Source organism: Hymenobacter sp. (assembly GCF_031398885.1).
GTDB lineage: Bacteria > Bacteroidota > Bacteroidia > Cytophagales > Hymenobacteraceae > Hymenobacter.
In genome coordinates, this window is record NZ_JANNOD010000064.1 from 13,147 (window position 1) to 35,226 (window position 22,080).

The following is a 22,080-nucleotide window of genomic DNA, read 5'->3' on the forward strand; positions in this document are numbered from 1 at the left end:
CGTTCCTTTCACCCTCCTCCCACCCCCGCCATGAACCGGCCGTTTTGCTTCCTCCTCCCGCTGCTCTCGCTGCTGCTGCTCAGCCCGCTGCTGCGGGCCCAGCCCAAATCCGGCCCCGCCCCCACGCTCGCCAACGACCCCAAGATGAAGCCCTTCATCGACGGCCTCATGGCGAAGATGACGCCGGAGGAAAAAATCGGGCAGCTGAATCTGGTCACCGTGGGCTTCGACGTGACGGGTCCGGTGCTGAGCAAGGACGTGGACGCCAACATCCGCAAGGGCCTGGTGGGCGGGGTGTTCAACACTTTCACGCCGGTGGCGGTGCGCAAGCTGCAGGAACTGGCCCTGAAAGAGTCGCGGCTGCACATTCCGCTTATGTTTGGCTACGACGTCATCCACGGGCACCGCACCATATTCCCGATTCCGCTGGGGCTGGCGGCCAGCTGGGACCTCAAGGCCATTGAGCAAAGCGCCCGCATCGCGGCCGAGGAATCGACGGCCGACGGGCTGGATTGGGTGTTCTCGCCCATGGTCGACATTGCCCGTGACGCCCGCTGGGGCCGCGTGGCCGAGGGCGCCGGCGAGGACCCCTACCTGGGCGCGCGCATCGCCGAGGCCATGGTGCGCGGCTACCAGGGCCCCGCCAACGACCTCACCAACCCCAACACCGTGATGGCCTGCCTCAAGCACTTCGCCCTCTACGGCGCCGCCGAGGCCGGCCGCGACTACAACACCACCGACATGAGCCGCCAGCGCATGTACAACGAGTACCTGCTGCCCTACCACGCCGCCATCGACGCCGGCGTGGGCTCGGTGATGTCGTCCTTCAACGATATCAACGGCACGCCGGCCACCGGCAATAAGTGGCTGATGACCGACCTGCTGCGCCGCCAATGGGGCTTCCGGGGCTTCGTGGTGACGGACTACACGGCCATCAACGAAATGGTGGCGCACGGGGTGGGCACCGACGCCCAGGTGTCGGCCCTGGCCCTGAACGCGGGCATCGACCAGGACATGGTGGGCGAAATCTTTCTCAAAAACGCCGCCCAAAACCTGGCCAGTGGCGCCGTGAGCAAGGCCCAGCTCGACGCCGCCTGCCGCCGCATTCTGGAGGCCAAGTACCGGCTGGGCCTGTTCCAGGACCCCTACCGCAACGTGAGCCCGGCGCGCGCCACCGCCACCCTGATGAAGCCCGAGTTCCTGGCCGCCGCCCGCGACATTGCCCGCAAGAGCTTGGTATTGCTGAAGAACGAGCGCAACGCCCTGCCGCTGAAAAAAACCGGCAGCGTGGCCCTCATCGGCCCGCTGGCCAACCGGCAGAAGGACGTGCTCGGCAGCTGGAGCGGGGCCGGCGACTGGAAACAGGCCGTGTCTGTGGAGCAGGGCCTGCGCGCCGCCGCCCCCGGCCTGCGCATCACCTACGCCCAGGGCGCCAACATCGCCGACGACCCCCAGATGCTGGAACGCCTCAACGCCCACGGCGGCGAGCTGAACCTCGACAAACGCAGCTCGGAGGAGATGATACGCGAGGCCGTGCAGGTGGCCCAGGCCGCCGACGTGGTGGTGGCCGTGGTGGGCGAGAGCCAGGGCATGAGCGGCGAAGCCGCCAGCCGCGCCGATATCGGCCTGCCCGGCCAGCAGCTCGAACTGCTCAAGGCCCTGAAGAAAACCGGCAAGCCGCTGGTGCTGGTGCTCATGAACGGCCGGCCGCTCACCCTGGCCTGGGAAAACCAGAACGCCGACGCCATCCTCGAAACCTGGTTTGCGGGCACCCAGGCCGGCCACGCCATCGCCGACGTGCTCTTTGGCGACTACAACCCCAGCGGCAAGCTCACGGCTACCTTTCCGCAGGTGGTGGGCCAGGTGCCGCTCTACTACAACCACAAAAGCACCGGCCGCCCCTACGCCGGCACCGACAAGCTCGACAAGTACAAGTCGCGCTACCTCGACGTGAGCAACGAGCCGCTGTACCCCTTCGGCTACGGTTTGAGTTACACTTCTTTCCAGTACGGAAAGCCAGAGCTGAGCAAAAGCACCGTCTTGCCCACCGAAACCCTGGAGGTGAAAGTGACCGTGCGCAACGCCGGCAGCTACGACGGCGAGGAAGTGGCCCAGCTCTACGTGCGCGACGTGGTGGGCTCGGTTTCGCGCCCGGTGCGGGAGCTGAAGGGCTTCCAGAAAATCCTGCTGAAAAAAGGCGAAAGCAAAACCCTGACCTTCCGCCTCACGCCCAACGACCTGAAGTTTTACAACGACAGCCTGGCATTCGTGGCCGAGCCCGGCGACTTTCAGGTCTTCGTCGGCGGCAACTCGCGCGACGTGCAAACTGCGGCCTTCAAGCTGGCGGCGCGGTAGCCCGCTGGCCGGGCCCTGGTCTCCCGCGGGGCACGGCTTTTCGCGGCGGGCGACGGGCGCCTCACCACGCCAAACCCTGCGAGTGGAGCAGGGCGTCGCGGCTGTGCTCGAAGTAGCACGTCGCCACCCCGGCGGCGGCAATTTCGGCCAGCGCCCCCGCCGCCGCGGGGCGGCCCAGCGCGTGCACCTGCCGCACGTACACTGCCTTGATGCGCCCGGGAAATCGTTTGACCACCGCCGCGTAAATGCCGGGGTCCTGCTGCGAGTCGTCGCCGAGCAGGCCGAAATACTGGCTCGGGCAAGCCTCCAGGACCCGCACAATGCGGTCGAGCTTGGTGGCGTGCTTGTTCTGGCCGGTGCGCAGCAACTGGCGCAGCCGCTTGAGCTGGCTGAGCTGGTACACGCCCTTGGGCAGCCGCTGATGCTCAGCAAATTCCAAGATGAAATCGTAGAGGTTCCACTCGCTGCTCGACACGTAGAAAAAAGCGTTGGGCGGGCCGGGGGCCGGGGCGCCGGCCTGGGCCAGCCACTGGTAGTGCGCCGCCACGTCGGCAAAGGCGGCGCGGCTGCGGGCGTTGCGGCTCAGCAGCACCCACAGCCGCTGGTAGCGGGTGGCCGAGTGCGACACGAGAAAGGTGTCGTCGATGTCGGAAATGAAGGCGTACGGGGTTTCGTAGGGCACGTGCGCTTCGGCGGTGCCCCGGGCCAGGGCGGCGCCGGTGGCGGGGTCGAGCAACTCCGCTGCGGCGGGGTGCCAGCCGGGCGGCAGCGGGGCGGGCGGGGTTATTTCGACGCGGAAGAAGCCGTCGGCATCGGTGCGGGCCCCGACGGTGCGGCCGGCCAGGCGCACCCGCACAGGAGCGTCGGCCCAGGGCCGCACCGCAAACAAGCGCAGCAGGCCCCAGGCGTTGGTCCAGAACCGGGCCCGGTACCGGGTGCGCGGCAGCGGGCTTTGCCGAAACGCGTGGCCCTGCACCACCACGCAGGTGGGGCTGCCGAAGCCGCGGTAGAGCTTGAGGACGGGCCGGCGGGTCAGGCGCAGCCAGGCCAGGATTTTGTTGGTCATCGGGCGGGAAAAGTTCGGCCGGGCGGGCCCGAAACCCGTTACGGGGAAGGCCCACCCGTCGTTCCGCCCATGCCCCCGGCCCTGCACCTGTTGTTCGTCATCAACCCCGGCTCGGGCAGCGCCGGCAAAACGAATTGGGACGCCACCATCGGCGACTACTTTGCGCCGCTGCCGCACACGGCCGAGCTGTTTCACCTGACCGGCGCCGACGCCGACGCGCCCGCCCTGCGGGCCCGGGTGGCGCGCCACCGCCCCGACCGGCTCGTGGCCGTGGGCGGCGACGGCACCGTGAAGCTGGTGGCCGAGCTGGCCCTGGCCGCGGGCCTGCCCCTGGCCGTGCTGCCCGCCGGGTCGGCCAACGGCATGGCCCGGGAACTGGCCCTCCCCGCCGACCCCGTGCGGGCGCTCGACGTGGCCGTTAACGGCCGCGAAAAAGCCGTGGACGTGCTCTACCTCAACGGCACCGACCTCTGCCTGCACCTGAGCGACATCGGCCTGAACGCGCAGCTCGTGCGCCACGCCCAGCGCCGCAACTGGCACGGCATGTTGGGCTACGCCCGAGCGGCGTTCTGGTCGCTGCTGCGCCGCCGCCTGCTGCGCGTGCGCGTGCAGAGCGACACCGAGGACATGGAGCGCACGGCGTTTATGGTGGTGCTAGCCAACGCCCGTGTGTACGGCACGGGTGCCGAAATCAACCCCGACGGCGACGTGGCCGACGGCAAGTTTGAAGTGGTGCTGCTGCGCCGGCTGGTGGGCCGCGAGCTGCTGAAGATGTTCTGGCGCTTTCGCCCCTTTGACCCCGCCGCCGTGGAAATCTTCTCGACCACCGCCGTCAGCCTCGAAACCACCCGCCCCGCGGCCTTCCAGGTCGACGGCGAGTACCGGGGCCGCACCACCCGTGTGGAGGCCACCATCCGGCCGGGCGCGCTGCGGGTGCTGGTGCCGGCGGCGTAGCCGGCGCGGTGCACCACGGCCCGGGCCAGGCTAATTATTCGGAGGCACCTCCGCGCTCCAGCAGCGCGTCGAGCCGGCTCTCCAGGGCCGCCACCCGCTCGTCGAGCAGCGCGGGCGGGCGCAGGTGGGTGGTGAACACGCCCTTCACCTCCCAGATTTCCAGGGCCTGGGTTAGCTCCAGGTCCTGGCTGCCGTAGTCGGGGTTGTCGGCGCGCAGCTTGAGGATTTTGCCGTCGGGCAGGCGCGCGGCCAGGCGGCGAATCAGAATTTTGCTTTGGGTGACGAAGACGTACACCCGGCCCGTTTGCAGCCTCGGCTGGCTCAGGTCGACGCGGCAGCACAGCACGAGGTCCTGGTGGCGCAAGCCTTGGCGGTGCAGCAGCATGTCGGCCCCGGATACTTCGAAGGCCCGGGTGGGCCCGATGAGTTGGTGCGGCAGGTCCAGCCACGGCAGCGCCTCAAGAAACGCCGGGTCGTGGTGGTGCACGATGTATTCCAGGGCCCGGTTGCGGTACACCAAAGGAGTGGGTGCCTGCCGGGACTCGGCCGCAACTGAATTTTCGGGGGTGGGGGCCAGCGCAGGCTCCTTAAAAATGTCAAAATGGTAAAGCTCGTTGACGGTAAGTTCTTTGGTAAGTAGCAAGTCCACCGATAAGCCAAAATACTGAGCAATTTGTATCAACGTCTCCATTTTTGGCTCACTCCTCCCTTCCTCATATGCCCCCACGCTGGGGCGCGCCAGCCCAAATAATTCGGCGAAAGCGGCTTGACTCAGCTTTTTAACAGTCCGCAGCTTGCGAATATTCTTACCAACGTGCGACATATTGTGAAAATATTATTTCGCTCAAAATATGAGCACATCAAAAACTTTGCTTATTATTGCACCGCAAATCTAGCATAGTCTCTGCAAACCACGTCCGCTTGTCTCTACTTTTTTGAGCATACTGCTTTTTACCCTTCACCGCCCATGACCAACCCTTACTTTGCAATCGTTCAAGGCTACCTACTAGACTTGGGCTTTGACATTTGCCACGCCGATGAGCAGCAGGGTCTGTTCGTGGTCGACAAGCCCGAGTTGGCCATCAAGAACCTCGTCATCGGTTGCGGCGACCCGCTGCTGATTCTGGAGCAGTACCTGCTCGACTTGCCCGCGCCCTCGCTGGAGGTGTACCGCCGCCTTTTGCAGAAGAACCGCGACATCATCCACGGCGCCTTCGCCCTCGACGAGAGCGGCCGCAAGCTCATCTTCCGCGACACGCTGCAAATCGAAACCCTCGATTTGGCCGAGCTTGAAGCCTGCATCAACTCGCTGGGACTGCTGCTGAGCGAATTTGCCGACGAGCTGATTCAATTTTCCAAGCCTCAACCCGCCCAACTCGCCTAATTCTTCGTCGTCATGAACATCCTGAACCGCTTGTTTAAAATTGGCCAGTCGGAAGCCCACGCCGCCGTCAACCAGCTCGAAGACCCCATCAACCTGACCGAGCAGGGCCTGCGCGACCTGCGCCAGGACCTCGACAAGAGCCTGCACGGCCTGGCCGAGGTGAAGGCCATGGCCATCCGGGCCCGCAACGAGGGCGAAGCCTACCGCGCCAAAGCCGCCGACTACGAGAACAAGGCCGTGCTCCTGCTCCAGCGCGCCCACCGGGGCGAAATGGCCGCCGCCGAAGCCGACCGACTGGCCAGCGAAGCCCTGCTCAAGAAAGCCGAAAACGACGCCCAGGCCGCCCGCGCCGCCACCGACCAGGAGAAGTTCGAGCGGTCGGCCGCCCAGATGGACCAGAGCGTGGGCACGCTCAAGGCCACCATCAGCCAATGGGAAAACGAACTGAAGACGCTCCGGGCCCGCGTGACGGTGAGCAAGGCCACCATCACCATCAACAAGCAGCTGGCGCAGCTCGACTCGTCGGGCACGGTGACTTTGCTGGAGCGCATGAAGGAGAAAATTGCCGTGCAGGAAGCCTTGGCCGAATCCTACGGCGAAATTGCCCAGGAGAGCAAGAGCATCGATGCCGAAATCGACAAGGCCCTGGCCACCTCCGGCGCGGGCAAAGCCGCCGCCGACCTCCAGGCCCTCAAAGCTAAGCTGGGCCTGGCGGAGTAGCACAAGGCGGGCCGCTCCGGGCCGACCGCATAAATCCGCTACCTTTCCGGTGCCACACTACCGCCCATGACTGAACTGTTAGCCGCCGCGGTTTCGCCGCCCAACTTGCTGCCCACCGGCCTGCTGGTGTTTGTGCTGCTGTACTGGCTCACGGTCATCGTGGGCCTGCTGGACCTGAAAACGGTGGACCTGAGCATCGACGACCACGGCCATTTCCACCACGACGCGGCCGGGCACCACCACGACGGCGTGGGCACCTCCTGGCTGAACGGGGCGCTGGCATTTTTCAACCTCGGCCGCATTCCGCTGATGGTGTTCCTCAGCTTCGTGTTTCTGCCGCTCTGGGTGGGCAGCGTACTGGTTAATTATTACACCGGCAACACCTCCCTCCCGTTGGGCCTGGCGTTTTTGCTGCCGCTATTCGTCGGCAGCCTGTTTGTCGCCAAAGTCTTTACCCTGCCTTTTGTGAAGCTGTTTGCGGCCCTCGAAAAAGACCACGACAGCGGCGCAGTCGTCATCGGCAAGGTGTGCACCATCGTGCTGCCCGCCACCGCCGACCACCTGGGCCAGGCCGCGGTGCGCATCGACGGCGCCCCGCTGATGCTCAACGTCCGCAGCACCGCCGCGCCGCTGGCCAAGGGCGAAACGGCTCTGGTTATTGACTTCGATGCGCAGCGTAAGTGCTACCTGATTGAGCCGTACAGTGCCGCCGGCTGACCCCAATCCCCGGCCCCTTCCTCTCCGGGGGAAGGGGAGCCTGACGTCAATCAAAAACCCGAAAATAACCGCTTCGACTCCTGATTTTTAGCTCAACATCCGCGCCGCCGTGGCTCCCCTTCCCCCGGAGGGGAAGGGGCCGGGGGTTGGGGTAAACAACATCCACCCTTTTTTATTTCAACACCCCTACTCACATGCTAGCTTCCCTTTCCTGGGCCGTGCTCATCGTTCTCGGCCTGTTTCTGCTGGGCTTTTTGGCGGTCATCGCCAAGATGTATAAGAAAGCCGTGCAGGGCGAGGCCCTGCTGCGCACCGGCATGGGCGACGCCAAGGTGTCGTTCTCCGGCATCATCGTGGTGCCCATTCTCCACAAGATGGAGGTGATGGATATTACGCTCAAGACCATCATCATCGCCCGGGCCGGCTCCGAGGGGCTGGTGTGCAAGGACAACATGCGGGCCGACGTGAAGGTGAACTTCTTCGTGCGGGTGAATAAGACCCACGACGACGTGGTGAACGTGGCCCAGAGCATCGGCGCGCACCGCGCCTCCGACCCCACCGCCCTCGAAGCCCTGTTCGACGCCAAGTTTTCGGAGGCGCTGAAAACCGTGGGCAAACACTTCGATTTCATCGAGCTGTACAATTCCCGCGAGCAGTTCAAACAGGAAATCCTGCGCATCATCGGTACCGATTTGAACGGCTACGTGCTCGACGACTGCGCCATCGACTACCTGGAGCAAACGCCGCTCACGGCGCTGAACCAGGACAACATTCTGGACGCGGAGGGCATCAAGAAAATCATTGCCCTGACCTCGGAGCAGAAGATTCAGGCCAACCAGATTCAACGCGACCAGCAGAAAACCATCAAGAAGCAGGACGTGGAGGCGCAGGAAACCATCCTGCAGCTCGAAAAGCAGCTGGCCGAAAACCAGGAAAAACAGTACCGCGAAATCGCCAACATCAAGTCGCGCGAGGCGGCCGAAACCGAGAAGGTGCGCCAGGAAGAGCGGCTGAAGGGCGAGAAGGCCCGCATCACGACGGAGGAAGAAATCCGGGTGTCGGAGCAGAACCGCGACCGGCAGATTCTGGTGGCAGAGCGCAACAAGCAGCGCACCGACGCCATCGAAACCGAGCGCGTGGAGCAGGCCCGCGCCCTGGAAATCAACGAGCGGGAGCGCATCGTGGCCCTGGCCCAGATTGAGAAGGAAAAGGCCCTGGAAGAGGAGCGGAAGAACATTCAGGGCATCATCCGCGAGCGGATTACGGTGGAAAAAGCCACGGTGGTGGAAGAGGAGCGCATCAAGGACACCCGCGCCCAGGCCCAGGCCGACCGCGAGAAGCTGGTGGCCGTGACCAAGGCCCGCCAGGAAACCGAGCAGGCCACCATCACCTTCGTGGGCCACGCCGACATGGAAAAGCAGGGCGCCGAGTTCCGCGCCAAGCAGTCGCTGATTGACGCCGAGGCCGAGAAGTCCTCGGCGGAGTTCCGCTCCTCGGCCATCCGCACCCTGGCCGAAGCCGAGGCCAGCAAAGCCGCCGCCATCGGCATGGCCGAAGCCCAGGTGATGCAGGCCAAGGCCGCCGCCCGCCAGAAGGAAGGCGAGTCGGATGCCAACGTGCTGCAGCTCAAGGCCACGGCCGAGGCCCAGGCCATTCAGGTGCGGGCCACGGCCCAGGCCGACGCCGACGAGAAGCTGGGCGTCGTGGCCGCCAAGGTGAACCTGGAAAAAGGCCTGGCCGAAGCCAGCGTCATCGAAGCCAAAGCCGACGCCGACCAGAAGCGCGGCCTAGCCGAAGTGACCGTGAACGAGCAGCGCTTCGCGGTGGAAGCCAAGGGCATCGAAGCCAAGGCCGACGCCATGAAAAAGCTCGACGGCGTGGGCAAGGACCACGAAGAATTCAAGCTGCGCCTCGACAAGGACAAGGCCGTGGAACTGGCCCAAATCAGCATTCAGAAGGACATTGCCAGCGCCCAGGCCGGGGTTATTTCCGAGGCCCTCAAGTCGGCCAAAATCGACATTGTGGGCGGCGAAACCATGTTCTTCGACCAGATTATCGGCGCCATCACCAAGGGCAAAATGGTGGACCGCGCCGTGCACAACTCCGAGGTGCTGGGCACGGTGAAGGACGCCTTTTTTGGCCACGAGGGCAACGGCGGCGACTTCAAGACGAACCTGCGCAAGTTCGTGCACCAGTTCGGCCTGAGCAGCGACGACCTGAAGAACCTGAGCATCTCGGCGCTGCTGCTACAGCTAATGAACAAGGCCGCGGACGAAAGCACGCGGGCCACCATCACGCAGCTGACGAGCACGGCCGCCGCGCTGGGCATCGGGGACAAGCCGGTGAAGACGTTGAATCTAACTTAAGGTCTCGGTCTTCACTCTTTTGGCGAAGAAATAAGAACGTCATGCTGAGCGAAGTCGGAGCATCTTGCGTGCAGCGGTAATTCTTTCGACTGGACGATTAGGATTACGCTCATGGGCGAGATGCTTCGACTTCGCTCAGCATGACGTTCTGTTTGGCTTTAGCATAAGCTTCTGTTCCCAACTATTACTTTCTGAATTACCCCTGGCAGCCCTGCTATGGAACCAACTACCGCGTCTGCCTCCGGGGTCAAACTGGAAGGCGGCACCTACGAAATCCTGCGCAACCGCCTGCAGAAAAGCGGCGCCGACCTGCGCACCCGGCTGGAGCAGCTGAACGCCGAGCGCAAAGCCGTGTTCGGCGCCATCGACACCCAGTTGATTGGCACCGGCCGCATCACCACCGAAAACAACTGCGTGCCCTGGGACATGGTGCCGGTGGGCGACCGCTTCCTGTTTGGCTACAACGTCGTTATCGGCCTGAAAACCGAGGTGGAATTGTCGGACGTATTCGGCGCCTATGCCTACGCCAACCACGAGTTCCAGCCGCTAAATCTGGAGCTGCTTGCCAACCCCCAATTCATCGAGGAATTCCGCAACTTATACAAGTACTACAAGAACACGCAGTTCGTGAAGTTTGCTGTGCTTGGAAACCATTTGCACATGGTGTTTCGGGTGGGCAAAAGCGCGAACGACATCAAGACGTTTAAGTGGCTGCTGCACGGGGACACGCTCACGTACATCGACAACCGGAGCGACCACGAGTACGTGTACCCGCCCCAGCACGAGTTCACCTGGAAGCGCACCACCCGCGACATGCAGCGGGCCGGCACACACGCGCACGTCAGCATCGAGGACCGGGTTTTCGTGGAAACTATCCACGGCGACTTGACCATCAAGGTGGAGAATAACACCGAAGTCGGGCGCGGCATCTACGCCGAGCCGGTGGCGGACAAGGACCAGACGCTCGACGACTCGGAGATTTATTACGCGGTAGTTGGCAATATTATTCTGCTCAAAATCCGGCCGTACAAGGAGCATGATTACCGGTATTTCATCTTTAATGCCAAGCTGAAAACGGCCCAGCGGCTGGATGCGCTGGCGGAGGCATGCGTGCTGCTGCCGGACGGGCAGGGCCTGATTTTTCCGCACGGGTTTTACCTGCAAACCGGCGAGGGGAAATTATTCGAGAAAGGCCGGCGCGACATGCTGTTTGAGAAGCGCGTGGCGTCGCCCAACGGCGAGGATTTTCTGTACGTGTTCTACAACAAGGAGCAGGGCGCGTACTTGCTGCTCTCGTATAATTTAATTGCGCAGCGGGTCGACAACCCCATCAGCTGCCACGGGTACGCGCTGTTTGCGAACGGGGAGCTGTGCTACCTGCGCAAGGACGACGAGCCCAAGAAGCACCACGCGGTGCAAATCTGGCAGACGCCCTACGTGGCGCCCAACTTTGAGCTGCCCGTCACCTCCGACTCCTACCTCTACAAGCTGGGCAACAAGGAGATTGTGCGGGCCATGGCCGAAACCCAGGAGGTGCTCACGCTGCTGGGCAAGGACGACAGCTACGCCGGCCTCTACCTCGACCTGATTCGCCTCACCACCACCCTCACCGACACCTACCACTGGCTGCGCGAGCCGGCCGCCCAGGCCCTGGCCGAGCCCCTGCGCGACATTCAGCAGGCGGCCAACGCGGCGGTAGAGGAGTTCGACAAGGTGCTGAGCATCCGCAAAAGCACGGGCGCCGAAACCCAGCGCGTGCTGGGTCGGGCCGACGAGCTGACCGGCCGCATCAAGCGCACCCAGGCCACCGACGTGAACGAGTACGTGCGGCTGCTGGCGGAGCTGCGCGCCGTGCGCGGGGAGGTGATTTCGCTGCGCGAGCTGCGCTACGTGGCGCTGCCCACCGTGGAAAAAACCGTGGCCGACCTGGAGCAGGTGAGCAAGGACGTAGCCGGCCAGACCGTGGAGTTTCTGCTCCGGCCCGACGCGCTGGCGCCCTATGCGGGGCGCGTGCAAGCCATTGCAGACGGCATCGAGCAGGTGCAGAAGGTGACCGAGGCCAACGCCCGGGAGCAGGAAGCCAACGCGGTATCGGGGGAGCTGGAGCTGCTGATTGAGGTGGTGAGCAACCTGCCGATGGAGGACCCCACCCAGACCACGCGCATCATCGACAACATCTCGACGATTTACGCCAGCTTCAACCAGATTCGGGCGACGCTCAAGCGGCGGCGCCAGGCCCTGGCCGGCACCGAGGCCCAGGCCGAATTCACGGCCCAAATCAAGCTGCTCGACCAGGCTTTGGTAAACTACCTCGACCTGAGCGACGCCCCCGCCAAGTGCGACGAGTACAGCACCAAGCTGCTGGTGCAGCTGGAAGAGCTGGAAGGCAAATTCCCGGAGTTCGACCAGTTTCTGACTCAGATTGCCGGCAAGCGCGAGGAAGTAGCCGAGGCGTTTGAGTCGCGCAAGGTGAGCTTGGTGGCCGCCCGCAACCAGCGCGCCACCGCCCTGCTCCAGTCGGCCGAGCGGATTCTGAAGGCGGTGCAGAACCGCCTGGGCCGCTTTACCACCGTGGCCGACATCAACGGCTACTTCGCGGCCGACCTGCTGGTGGAGAAGATACGCCAGACCGTGCAGGATTTGCTCGCCCTCGGCGACACGGTGAAGGCCGACGACATCCAGAGCCGCCTGAAAACGGTGAAGGAGGACGCCCTGCGCCAGCTCAAGGACCGCGCCGAGCTGTTCACCGACGGCGGCCAGGCCCTCAAGTTCGGCCCCTACGCCTTCACCGTGAACACCCAGCCGCTGGAGCTGACCGTGGTGCTGCGCGACGGCGACCTGCACTACCACCTCACCGGCACCAATTTTTTCCAGAAAATCACCGAGCCCGCCTTCCTGGCCGCCCGCGCCGTGTGGGACCAGACGGTAGCCTCGGAAAACCAGGACGTGTACCGCGCCGAGTACCTGGCCTGGCAGCTGCTGCAAGCCGCCGCGCACCCCGCGCCCGCCCGCGACGGCGCCCCGGCCGTGCTCTCGCTGGCCGAGCTGGCCCACCTCACCGTGGCCGAGCTGGTGGGCCACGTGCAGCAGTTCATGGCCCCGCGCTACGCCGAGGGCTACCTTAAGGGCGTGCACGACCACGACGCGGCCCTGCTGCTCGAAGCCCTGGTGCGCCTCACCCGCACCGCCGACCTGCTGCGCTACCCCGCCGACGTGCGCGCCGCCGCCGCCCTCTACTGGCACCGCTTCACGGGCCGCAAGCGCAAGGCCGCCTGGCAGCACCAGCTGCAAAGCATCGGCGTGCTGCTGCGGGTGTTTCCCGACCTGCGTGCGTTTGCCGGGCTCGTGGCGGAGCTGCAAGTGGCCGTGGAAGAATTCGCCGCCGCCACCGGCCTGTTCGCCCCGCACGAAGTGGCCGAGGCGGGTGAGTATTTATTCCACGAGCTAACCCGCGGCGAGACGTTTGTCGTTTCCAGCGAAGCCGCGGAATTGCATCAGCAGTTTCAGCAGTCGCTGAAGGAGCGCAACGCCACCACGCAATTCGAAGCTTCCGTAGCCGCGCTGGCTGACCAACCGGCGGCGCAGTTCCAGCTGGCGCGGCAGTGGGTGGAGGCGTTTGCGCGCACTCTTGTTCACCCCACCCCCGACCCCTCGCCGCTTGATGCGCGGAATCCTCCGGGAGAGGGGAGCCAGATGTCAAAAGAACAGAATAGTCAGGCTCCCCTTCCCCCCGAGGATTCTGCGTATCAAGCAGCGGGGGGGCCGGGGGATGGGGTCACCGAATGCGCGGTGCTACTAACGACTGCCACCTTCGACCTGGCCCGCGTCGTCCGCACGCCGCTGCGCGAAACGCTGGTGGGTCTGCAAGGCTCGCACCCCCGCGTGCAGGACCGGAACTACGCGCTGAACTTCCCGGAATTCCGGCGCCGGCTGGGGCAGTACACCCGGGCGGTGGTACCGCAGTTCGAGGCGTTTAAGGAGTTGAAAAAGGAGCTGCTGGCTCGTTTCGCCGAGGAGCTGCGGCTGGCCGAGTTCCGGCCGCGGGTGCTCTCGTCGTTCGTGCGCAACAAGCTCATCGACGAGGTGTACCTGCCGCTCATCGGCGCCAACCTGGCCAAGCAAATCGGGACGGCGGGCGAAAACAAGCGCACCGACCTCATGGGCCTGCTGCTGCTCATCTCGCCGCCCGGCTACGGCAAAACCACCCTGCTCGAATACGTGGCCAACCGCCTGGGCCTGATTTTTATGAAAATCAACGGGCCCGCCCTGGGCCACGCCGTGACCAGCGTCGACCCCACCCAGGCGCCCAACTCCGGCGCCCGCGAGGAGCTGCTCAAGCTCAATCTGGCCTTCGAGATGGGCGACAACGTCATGATTTACCTCGACGACATCCAGCACTGCAACCCCGAGCTGCTGCAGAAATTCATTTCCCTCTGCGACGCCCAGCGCAAAATTGAGGGCGTGTACCAGGGCCGCGCCCGCACCTACGACTTCCGCGGGCGCAAGGTGGCCGTGGTGATGGCCGGCAACCCCTACACCGAATCGGGCGAGCAGTTCCAGATTCCCGACATGCTGGCCAACCGCGCCGACATCTACAACCTCGGCGACATCATCGGCGACACGGCCGCCACTTTCCGCCTCAGCTACCTCGAAAACGCCCTGGCCGCCAACCCCGTGCTGGGCCGCCTGGCCGCCAAAAGCCCGGCCGACGTGTATCCGCTGCTCAAACTAGCCGAAACCGGCAGCGGCGAGGGCCTCACCTTCGAAGCCAACCACTCACCCGAGGAAATCGGCGAGTACGTGGCCGTGCTCCAGAAGCTGCTGGGCATCCGCGACGTGGTGGCCCGCGTGAACGAGGCCTACATTGCCTCGGCCGCCCAGGCCCACGAATACCGCACCGAGCCGCCGTTCAAGCTCCAGGGCTCCTACCGCAACATGGCCAAGCTAGCCGAGAAAGTGCGCCCCGTGATGAACGAAGCCGAAGTCCGCACCCTCTTGGCTTCCCACTACGAAAGCGAAGCCCAGACCCTGACCAGCGGCACCGAAGCCAACCTGCTCAAGCTGCGCGAGCTGCTCGGCTGGCTCACCCCCGACGAGCAGCAGCGCTGGGCCGCCATCAAGGCCGCCTTCGTCCGCAACCTGCGCGCCAGCAGCGGCGGCCAGTTGCAAAGCGTGCTCACGCAGCTGGAGAACATTGCCGGCGGCCTGGGCGGCATCCGGGAGGCGCTGGGACGGGAGTGATTTTATTTTAATCCCCACCCCCGCCGCACCCACCGCAGCCCCCGCACCCACTGCCGCCGCCGTCACCAGAGCCGCCGTCACCAGAGCCACCATCGCCGCCGCCGCAACCAGAACCGCCGTCGCTGGGGCGGCTTGGGGGCTTAAGGTAGGCGGCCACCGCGCCCAGACCCACGGCGCTGAGCTCGGTGATGCCGAAGAAGGCCACAGACAGCGCTACGGCTTCTCCCGTCAGGCCGCTGGCTTGGCGCTTCTGGCGCAGGCTGGGGGTGATTTCGCGCAACAGGCGGGCGCCGCGACCGGTAGCCCACATGCCGTTGGCCCGATAATAATTGCCCACCAGGAACAGCCCCGCCAGCGAAAACAGCAGGAAGCCAACCGGCCGGTCCCGATTTATCCCCACCCACACCTTCGCCAGGCCAAACAAACTCAGGGCGAGAGTCGTCAGGAGCGGTAGCCGGTCCAGCTCCTTCCGCGCGCTGGCTGAGAGCAGCAAGCCTTTGGCCACCAAAGCGGCTTCGAGCGTCTGCAAAGCGCCGACAGCCGGGTTCAACGCTTGCTTGCGAAGCACTGCTAGGTCCGACGAATCCAGCGGATTAATGAGGTTCCACACGGCGCGCTCGTACGGGTCGGTGGGCGGAGCGGCGGCCGTGCGCTTGATTTTGCGGCCGGGCACCAGCTCGGCTTTGCCGGTGTGGACCAGGGCAGCCACGGCGCTCTCGGCCAGGAGCTGGCCCCGGCCCGTAAGGCGCGCCAATTCGTAGGTGCTGGGCGGGGTTCCGAAGTACTCGTCTTCGGGCCCCCGACCACGGTAGCGGAGCCACAACGCCAGCGGCACCAACGTGAGGCACAACGCCCAAAACAACGCCAGGAATTCGGTACCGTACCAATCGAGCGGGTTGAGCGGCAGGCGCGCAGTGCAGCCGGCCAGCACCAGCGCCCCCACCACCAGCGCCCAGCCGCCCCAGCCCCGCCGGAAGCTCCAGCGCGGCCGGGGCAGCAGCCACTGCCGCCGCAGGTTGACGCGCCGGAAGTAAGGCGCCTCGCCGAAGCGCACGGCCGCCGGGGGCCAAATGTCGGCCGGCGGCACCGTGCCGAACGCCGCCGCGTAGGCCGACAGGGTGTGGGCGTACCAGTCCTCAAACTTGTGGCCCTCGGCCGCCCCGCCCCGGGTGGGGCCGTGGTGCAGCGGAAAGCCCAGCACCTGCCCGCACAGCTCGTCCCAGTACGAGCGGGTGTACACCAGGTGCAGGTGCCAGGCCTGGTCCACCTCGTCGGAAGGCGTGACGGGGTGCCCGCAGGTGGCGGCCAGAAACAAGAACTTCTTGTACTCCAGCACCACGCGCCGGGCGAAGGCCGACGACCAGCCGTTGTCGCGCGCCAGGCGTTTCGAGAACGAAAGCGTGGCCCCGCCGTCGAGGTCCAGTGCTTCAATCTTAGCCCACAAGTCGGCGGAAACATCGCTGTTAACGGGCATTTTGAAGTCCATCGGAGTCACCAGGTTAAGTGGAAATCCTTGCCTCTGCTATTTGTACGGCGCATTCTATTCAACTTTTTTCACCCGCACGTAATCCAGCATGGCCTGGTTCACCTCGCCGTTCATGTTTTCGTTGGCCGGCTCGTAGGCCAGGGTGAGCGGGTGGGTACCCTTATCGAGGCGCACCAGCACGGGGTTTGAGAAGCCCCAGTTCGACCACTCGGCCACGCCGCGCTGGGGCAGCACCACGGTGCCGAGCAGCTCGCGCCCGCGGCGCAGGGTGCGCACGGCGCACTGGTTGTTGGTGTTGACGGGGCCGTTGCCGTTGGCGTAGCGGAAATCCACGGCGTAGAGGCCCGCTGCGGGCACCGTGACGGGAATGGTGAGGGCCGTGTTCTTGGTCGTGCTGATTTCGATGAAGCCTTTGCCGGTGGAGCCCTTGTAGGCCAGGGCGGCCTTGGCGGCCACGGTTTCGAGCTGCACCTGCCGGTCGTCGGCCTCACTGCCGGTTTCGATGGGCTCGCTGGCGAAGGACTCGCGGCCGGCGTCGTCCACGGTGATGACCTGGTAGGCGGCGAAGGGACCGGCGGGCACCGCGTACTCCGCGGCGGCCGTGGTGGTCACCAGGGCGCCGTTCTTCAGCACCAGGTACTCGGCGGCGCCTTCGGGCTTAGTCCAGGTGAGGCGCTGGTTGGCATAGGCGACGGCGGGCGTTTCGGGCGCCACGCGGTTGGGCACGCGGTTCACGGCGGCCACCGGCGGCGCCAGGCTGCTGAGCACGATGCGCACCGCGTGGCGGCCGCCCAGGTTGGCCGGCAAGGCGGCGTCGGGCAGGGGCTGGCCGTCGAGGGTGATGGCGGCAATGGCGTTGCCGAAGCCTTCCATCTCAATGTCGAGCACGGCCCGGCGGTAGCGGTAGTTGCTCAGCCGGCGCCGGCCCTGAAACGCCTGCGGCACGAAGGGCCGGAACACCAGCCGCTCGCCCTGGTACTGCATCCCGAACAGCACTTTATACACCAGGCCCAGGCTGCCCGACAGGCTCCAGAGCATGTTGCTGCTGTTGATTTGGGTGCCGGCGAAGTCGCCGTTGCCGGCCACAAAGTTCTCCTTGTTGGTCAGGAACAGCGCGGCCGGGCGGTAGACGGCGGCCATGCTTTCGAGGAGCGAGGCCTCGTTGCCGGCCTTGGCGGCGGCCAGGGCCCAGAAGCTCTGCACGAAGGGCCACACGGCGTCGTTGTGGTAGGCCGGGAGGCCCGGAATCTGGGGGTAGATGCAGGAAATGCCGTAGGGCGTGGTAGGAGTGGTGGCCACCACCCGCTGCGCCCGCTCGCCCTCGGCCACGCCGAAGAGCACGCACAGCGCCTCGCCCAGGGCCTCGGCTTTGGGCGAGAGCGACAGGGCCGTGCGGCCGTACAAGTACTGGCCGTAGTAGCCCTTGTCGGCCTGCCAGAGGTGCTGGTTAATCCCGAATTTGAGGGCTTCGGCCTGGCGCTTGTGCTGGGCCGCCACGCCGGGCTGGCCCAGCTTGGCGGCCATCTGGGCCAGCACCACGTTGGCCTGGTAGTGCACGGCATTGGTGCCCAGGTTCTCGGACTGGTAGATGTCGGCCGGCTGCATCCAGCGCGGGTAGGTCTGCTCGCGCCAGTCCAGGAAGGACGACTCGCCGCGCATCAGGCCGGTGGCGGGGTCGTGGGCGTTCTGGCGGTCGTCGGCCACGGACTGCCTGACGATGGGGTACACCCGGCGCAGCCAGGCCTCGTCGCCGGTGGCCTGGTAGATTTCCCAGGCCGCCGTGGCCCAGATGATGCGGTCCGTCGAGCACGGGTACGCCCCGCCGGTGCCCGTGTCCTGAATGATGCGCCCCTCCTTCGAAACCTTGCGCAGCAGGCTGTTCATGGCCACCCGCGGCTGCAGGCTGGCCTGCGCCAGGATGATGCTGTAGCTCACGTCGCGGGTCCAGACGCCCGCCCACTCCTGGCCGGTGCGAAAGGTGCTGTCGGGCTCCACGGCGCGCCGGGCTTCTTCCAGGGCCAGGTTGTAGAGCGCGTCGGCCAGCGGGTAGTCGGACGAGTACTGCGGGAAGTCCGACGTGTCGAGGCTTTGCTTCCAGCTCGTGGCGGTGGTTTTGGCGGCGGCGGGCTGGTTCAGGGTCAGCGTCGTTTCGTAGATGCCGTCGCCGTCCGGGTCCTGCAGCTCCAGCCCGGGCTTGTTCACCAGGTTGTCGAAATCCCAGCTCAGCGGGGCCGTGCCGCCGGCCACGTACACGTGCTTGAAATCGGACTGGTACAGCTTCTCGCCCTTGAAGGTGGTGTAGTAGCCCGGGTTTTTGAACGCGGCCAGCACCGGCCGCAAATCCAGCCGGATGCGCACCGGCGTGTTCGGGGCCAGGTAGGTGCCAGCCGGCGCGGGCGTGGCGTCGGCGTAGCGCTGGCTAAACACGATGGCGGGCGTTTCCAGGGCCGCGCCGTCGGGCCGGGGCCCGGCCACCAGTAGGTGGTTGAGGCCCGGGGCCATTTCGTTGTCCTTGCCGTTGAGGCTGAACTTGAACTCCACCCGCGGGCTCATCGCCTCGTTGGCCGGGCTCCGGTAGTTCGACACCAACTCGGTGGCCGACACGGCGCGGGCCTCGTACTGGCCCTGCACCACCCGGTCGCGGTAGAGCGTGTAGGCATCGGACTGCCACACGGGCAACGTGACGGCGGGCGGGGTGACGGCGGCGCCGGGCCGGGGGGCTTGGCAGGCACTGAGCAGGCCAGTCGCCAGCACCACCCCAATGACGGGGAAAGGGGAACTCATAAGGAAACGAAGAACGACAGTAGAGGGGGTTGTTGATGCAAAGTACTGCGTTTTCCAGGGGCGCCATCCGCCGCCGCGCGGCGCCCGAACCCCATGGCGCGACGCGTCGGGTAGCGCTCAGTACCTTGGTGCCCCCGCTGGAACCCGGCTGCGCCGCCGAAACCTTTTCGTACGCCTCCATGCCCGTTGCCAAACCGCTTGCTCCCGCCCCGTTTTTCGCCCTGGCGCTGCTGGGCCTGGGGCTGCTGCTGGGCCTCACCGCCCGGGCCCCCAAAGCCCGGACCCTGGAGCAAACGGTGCGCGCGAGCCGCTGGAAAAAACGGGTGCTGCTCATCGCCGCGCCCGCGGCCGACCAAGCCGATTTCCGGGCGCAGAAGCAGCTGTTGGCAAGCAGTAAAGCGGAGCTGGCCGCCCGGGACCTCCTGGTCATCGAGGTGCTCTACCCCCAACTGAGCGCGGCCGACCGGCAGTTTCTAACCCAAAAAACCGGCATCCAACCGCCCCGGTTCGCCGCCGTGCTTTTGGGCAAAGACGGCGGCGTGAAGATGCGAAGCGCCCACCCCATCGCCCCGGCCGCCCTATTTCGCACGATAGACCAAATGCCCATGCGCCGCCAGGAAATGCGCCGCGGCGCGGGGGAACCCGAGTAAGCAATTGTCCCAACCCGCGGTAGAGACGCAACATGTTGCATCTCGTCGTTGAACGATGCCGTAAGAACGGCCCAGTCCGACCAACCGGAGTAGAGACGCCTACTTGCGTCTCGTCGTTGAACGATGTGGGCGCAAACGGCGCGGTCCCGGAGGCGCATACTTGCGTCTCGTCGTTGGACGATGATTGCCCTAACGGCGCGGACGACGAGACGCAAGTAGGCGTCTCTACTCCGGTTGGGGGTTCAAACCAGGGCCTCAGCTCAGCGACTTGGTGAACCCGACCTTAATCTTGAGCTGAAAATCGGCGATGACCTTGAAGATTTCCTTCAGCGTCACCTGCTCCACTTTGGTCAGTGTTTTGGGGTCGAGGTAGTTGTCCGGGGCCGCGTTGTCGCTGATAATCTGGACGGCTTGCTTCTTGAGGCGCACGCCCATGAGGTAGTAGTAGGACTGCAGCAGCTCCTGCGCCTCGCGCTCCGTGAACACGCCCAGGGCCTTGAGGGCTTCGAGGCGCTCGCCGGTGTTGGTGGCGAAAATGCGGTGCCTCAGGGCGTACATCCGCACCAGGTCCACGATGGGCGACATGGTTTTCTTGAGGTTGAACACCTGCTGCGTGCCCTTGGCGAAGGTGCGGATGTTGCGGAAAAACGTCAGCGACGGCTCGTACTGCAGCGCGTTCACGGCCATGTAGTGGAAAAACCGCTCCCGGGGCTGCGCCAGCTCCTGGGCCAGGAACTCGTGCAGCTCGGCCATGATGCCGGCGTCGCCGTACAGGTAGCGGCAGTCGAAGGACGCGGCGAACTGCATGCCGGTTTCGGGGTTCGCGTCGGTCATCCACTGCACGTAGTTGCGCTTCCAGTGCGAGAGCGAGTGCGTCCACTTGGGGTTTTTGGCCATGAAGCCGCCCTCGCAGTAGCCAAAGCCGATGTCGTTGAGCCGGTCCGACACCATTTCGGCGAATTCGAGGAAGTAGGCCCGCACGGTTTCGCGCTGCTCGTTGGCCTTGTCTTCGTAGATGATGGCGTTGTCCTGGTCGGTGAGCAGGGTTTGCTCCTGGCGGCCCTCGCTGCCCAGCACCACGTAGGCAAATTGGGCCGGCGGCGGCCCCAGCTCGGCAATGGCGCCCTCAATCACCTTCAGGGCAATGGTGTCCGACACGGTGGTGATGACCTGGTTCACGATTTCGGGCTTCACGCCGCGGTTCAGCAGCTGGTACACCATCTCGGGCACCTGCTCCCAGCGGCGCTTGAGCTCGGGCCCGGCCTGGGCCTGCTTCACCGACTGGATGAAGATGAACGGCGACTGCGCCTGGTCGTCGGTGAGCAACTTGTTGCGGCTCAGGAAGCCGACGTAGTCGCCGTCGCGCTCCACCAGCAGGTAGCGCGTCTTGGTGCGGAACATGAGCAGAATGGCCTCGTACACGAACGCCTGGGTGCTGATGGTGACCACCGGCGCGTCGAGCACGGTGGCCACCGGCTGGCGGGCATCGGCCAGGCCGGCCACCACCTTGTCGCGCAGGGTGATGTCGGTGACGAAGCCCACCACCTGCCCGTCCACGTCGGCGTCGGTGACGAAGTAGCAGCTGGTGCGGGCCTCGGCCATGCGGCGGGCCACTTCGTAAATGGGCGTGTGCACCGAGCAGGCCACCACGGGGCGCAGCTCCAGGGTTTCGAGCCGGCGCGAAAACAGCTGGTCGGCGGCCAGGTAGTTGTCGCCGGCGCCGCGCTGGGCCGGCCGCACGAAGTGGGCGTACTCCTCGTTCAGCATCCGCTGCCCGTAGCGCGCCGTGAAGAAGTGAAAGAACGCCTCGTAGCCCTGGCACAACGCCCGGAACTCGCGCCGGTGCAGGAAGTACACGCGGGTGCCGGCCTTGGCCAGCACCGTGCGCAGCGATTTTTTCTTGTTCAGCAGCACCGAGATGCCGCCGTAGCACTCGCCCCGGCGGCTGTGCTCAATCACGCGCCGGTGCTGCTGACTGTCGTAGAAAAACGTTTCGTACTCGCCGTCCACGATGATGTCCAGGCCCCGCATCTTCGACACGTCCTGCAGGTAAATAATGGCCTCGCGGGGGTGGCGCACTTCTTCCAGGCCCTCGGCCACCTCGGCCAGCACCTCTTCGGGCAGGCGGTCAAAAGGCGTCACGGTGCGGAGAAAGTCGAGTTTGTCGCTCATGCGGAAAGAGGTGGGGGACGCGCGGCGGGCGCGGGTCAAAGGTAAAACGGCCGGCGGGGCGTCGGCCAGGCTTTAAAAAACGTCATGCAGAGCGCAGCGAAGCATCTCGCCCGCTTCGTTCGGATGTGTTCGACGAAGCGGGCGAGATACGTCCACCACGTCACCGCAGCCGACGAGAAAGCGCT

General features: G+C 65.3%; 13 protein-coding genes. 8 read left to right on the forward strand and 5 right to left on the reverse strand.

What is annotated here, in order from left to right; translation table 11 throughout:
* The first annotated feature begins 30 nt into the window (after positions 1-30).
* Complete coding sequence (bglX, locus tag RMO51_RS13345) at positions 31-2,355, forward strand: beta-glucosidase BglX (RefSeq protein WP_310395384.1); 2,325 nt, start codon at positions 31-33, stop codon at positions 2,353-2,355.
* A gap of 61 nt (positions 2,356-2,416) precedes the next feature.
* Here the strand turns inward: bglX and RMO51_RS13350 are convergent, their stop codons facing one another.
* Positions 2,417-3,421, reverse strand: coding sequence for a phosphatase domain-containing protein (locus tag RMO51_RS13350; protein WP_310395386.1), 1,005 nt, complete (start codon positions 3,419-3,421; stop codon positions 2,417-2,419).
* Positions 3,422-3,490: 69 nt separating this feature from the next.
* Between RMO51_RS13350 and RMO51_RS13355 the strand changes: the two genes are divergently transcribed.
* Complete coding sequence (locus tag RMO51_RS13355; RefSeq protein ID WP_310395388.1) at positions 3,491-4,375, forward strand: diacylglycerol kinase family protein; 885 nt, start codon at positions 3,491-3,493, stop codon at positions 4,373-4,375.
* Between the two features lie 34 nt (positions 4,376-4,409).
* Here the strand turns inward: RMO51_RS13355 and RMO51_RS13360 are convergent, their stop codons facing one another.
* Positions 4,410-5,198, reverse strand: coding sequence for a LexA family transcriptional regulator (locus RMO51_RS13360; RefSeq protein ID WP_310395389.1), 789 nt, complete (start codon positions 5,196-5,198; stop codon positions 4,410-4,412).
* A gap of 144 nt (positions 5,199-5,342) precedes the next feature.
* On the opposite strand from RMO51_RS13360, the gene RMO51_RS13365 reads away from it, so the two are divergent.
* The 5 genes from RMO51_RS13365 to RMO51_RS13385 all read left to right on the forward strand — a co-directional run bounded on the left by RMO51_RS13365 (position 5,343) and on the right by RMO51_RS13385 (position 14,803).
* Positions 5,343-5,759, forward strand: coding sequence for a YbjN domain-containing protein (locus RMO51_RS13365; protein WP_310395390.1), 417 nt, complete (start codon positions 5,343-5,345; stop codon positions 5,757-5,759).
* A 12-nt stretch (positions 5,760-5,771) separates the two neighbouring features.
* Complete coding sequence (locus RMO51_RS13370; RefSeq protein WP_310395392.1) at positions 5,772-6,479, forward strand: PspA/IM30 family protein; 708 nt, start codon at positions 5,772-5,774, stop codon at positions 6,477-6,479.
* A 66-nt stretch (positions 6,480-6,545) separates the two neighbouring features.
* A complete protein-coding gene (locus RMO51_RS13375) occupies positions 6,546-7,196 on the forward strand; it encodes a hypothetical protein (RefSeq protein ID WP_310395395.1) in 651 nt (216 codons plus the stop codon).
* A gap of 194 nt (positions 7,197-7,390) precedes the next feature.
* Positions 7,391-9,562, forward strand: a complete 2,172-nt coding sequence (locus RMO51_RS13380; protein ID WP_310395396.1) for a flotillin family protein — start codon at positions 7,391-7,393, stop codon at positions 9,560-9,562.
* Between the two features lie 216 nt (positions 9,563-9,778).
* The gene (locus tag RMO51_RS13385; protein ID WP_310395397.1) at positions 9,779-14,803 is read left to right on the forward strand and encodes a DNA repair ATPase; all 5,025 of its coding nucleotides are present in this window, start codon (positions 9,779-9,781) and stop codon (positions 14,801-14,803) included.
* 7 nt (positions 14,804-14,810) lie between these two features.
* On the opposite strand, the gene RMO51_RS13390 is transcribed toward RMO51_RS13385, so the two are convergent.
* Positions 14,811-16,289, reverse strand: a complete 1,479-nt coding sequence (locus RMO51_RS13390) for a TIGR04222 domain-containing membrane protein (protein ID WP_310395399.1) — start codon at positions 16,287-16,289, stop codon at positions 14,811-14,813.
* Between the two features lie 54 nt (positions 16,290-16,343).
* The gene (locus RMO51_RS13395) at positions 16,344-19,073 is read right to left on the reverse strand and encodes an MGH1-like glycoside hydrolase domain-containing protein (protein WP_310395400.1); all 2,730 of its coding nucleotides are present in this window, start codon (positions 19,071-19,073) and stop codon (positions 16,344-16,346) included.
* A 179-nt stretch (positions 19,074-19,252) separates the two neighbouring features.
* Here RMO51_RS13395 and RMO51_RS13400 point away from each other — a divergent pair, with 179 nt between their 5' ends.
* Positions 19,253-19,723: a DUF4174 domain-containing protein gene (locus RMO51_RS13400; RefSeq protein WP_310395401.1), complete on the forward strand. Its 471-nt coding sequence runs from the start codon at positions 19,253-19,255 to the stop codon at positions 19,721-19,723.
* A gap of 255 nt (positions 19,724-19,978) precedes the next feature.
* Here the strand turns inward: RMO51_RS13400 and RMO51_RS13405 are convergent, their stop codons facing one another.
* Positions 19,979-21,895 carry a DUF294 nucleotidyltransferase-like domain-containing protein gene (locus RMO51_RS13405; RefSeq protein WP_310395402.1) on the reverse strand — a complete coding sequence of 639 codons (1,917 nt, stop codon included), beginning with the start codon at positions 21,893-21,895 and terminating at the stop codon, positions 19,979-19,981.
* Between the last annotated feature and the right edge of the window lie 185 nt (positions 21,896-22,080).

Bases quoted from the DNA above. Each gene is read 5' to 3' on its own strand.
- bglX (WP_310395384.1), top strand. From the start codon at position 31: ATGAACCGGCCGTTTTGCTTCCTCCTCCCGCTGCTCTCGCTGCTGCTG.
- RMO51_RS13350 (WP_310395386.1), bottom strand. From the start codon at position 3,421: ATGACCAACAAAATCCTGGCCTGGCTGCGCCTGACCCGCCGGCCCGTC.
- RMO51_RS13355 (WP_310395388.1), top strand. From the start codon at position 3,491: ATGCCCCCGGCCCTGCACCTGTTGTTCGTCATCAACCCCGGCTCGGGC.
- RMO51_RS13360 (WP_310395389.1), bottom strand. From the start codon at position 5,198: ATGTCGCACGTTGGTAAGAATATTCGCAAGCTGCGGACTGTTAAAAAG.
- RMO51_RS13365 (WP_310395390.1), top strand. From the start codon at position 5,343: ATGACCAACCCTTACTTTGCAATCGTTCAAGGCTACCTACTAGACTTG.
- RMO51_RS13370 (WP_310395392.1), top strand. From the start codon at position 5,772: ATGAACATCCTGAACCGCTTGTTTAAAATTGGCCAGTCGGAAGCCCAC.
- RMO51_RS13375 (WP_310395395.1), top strand. From the start codon at position 6,546: ATGACTGAACTGTTAGCCGCCGCGGTTTCGCCGCCCAACTTGCTGCCC.
- RMO51_RS13380 (WP_310395396.1), top strand. From the start codon at position 7,391: ATGCTAGCTTCCCTTTCCTGGGCCGTGCTCATCGTTCTCGGCCTGTTT.
- RMO51_RS13385 (WP_310395397.1), top strand. From the start codon at position 9,779: ATGGAACCAACTACCGCGTCTGCCTCCGGGGTCAAACTGGAAGGCGGC.
- RMO51_RS13390 (WP_310395399.1), bottom strand. From the start codon at position 16,289: ATGGACTTCAAAATGCCCGTTAACAGCGATGTTTCCGCCGACTTGTGG.
- RMO51_RS13395 (WP_310395400.1), bottom strand. From the start codon at position 19,073: ATGAGTTCCCCTTTCCCCGTCATTGGGGTGGTGCTGGCGACTGGCCTG.
- RMO51_RS13400 (WP_310395401.1), top strand. From the start codon at position 19,253: ATGCCCGTTGCCAAACCGCTTGCTCCCGCCCCGTTTTTCGCCCTGGCG.
- RMO51_RS13405 (WP_310395402.1), bottom strand. From the start codon at position 21,895: ATGAGCGACAAACTCGACTTTCTCCGCACCGTGACGCCTTTTGACCGC.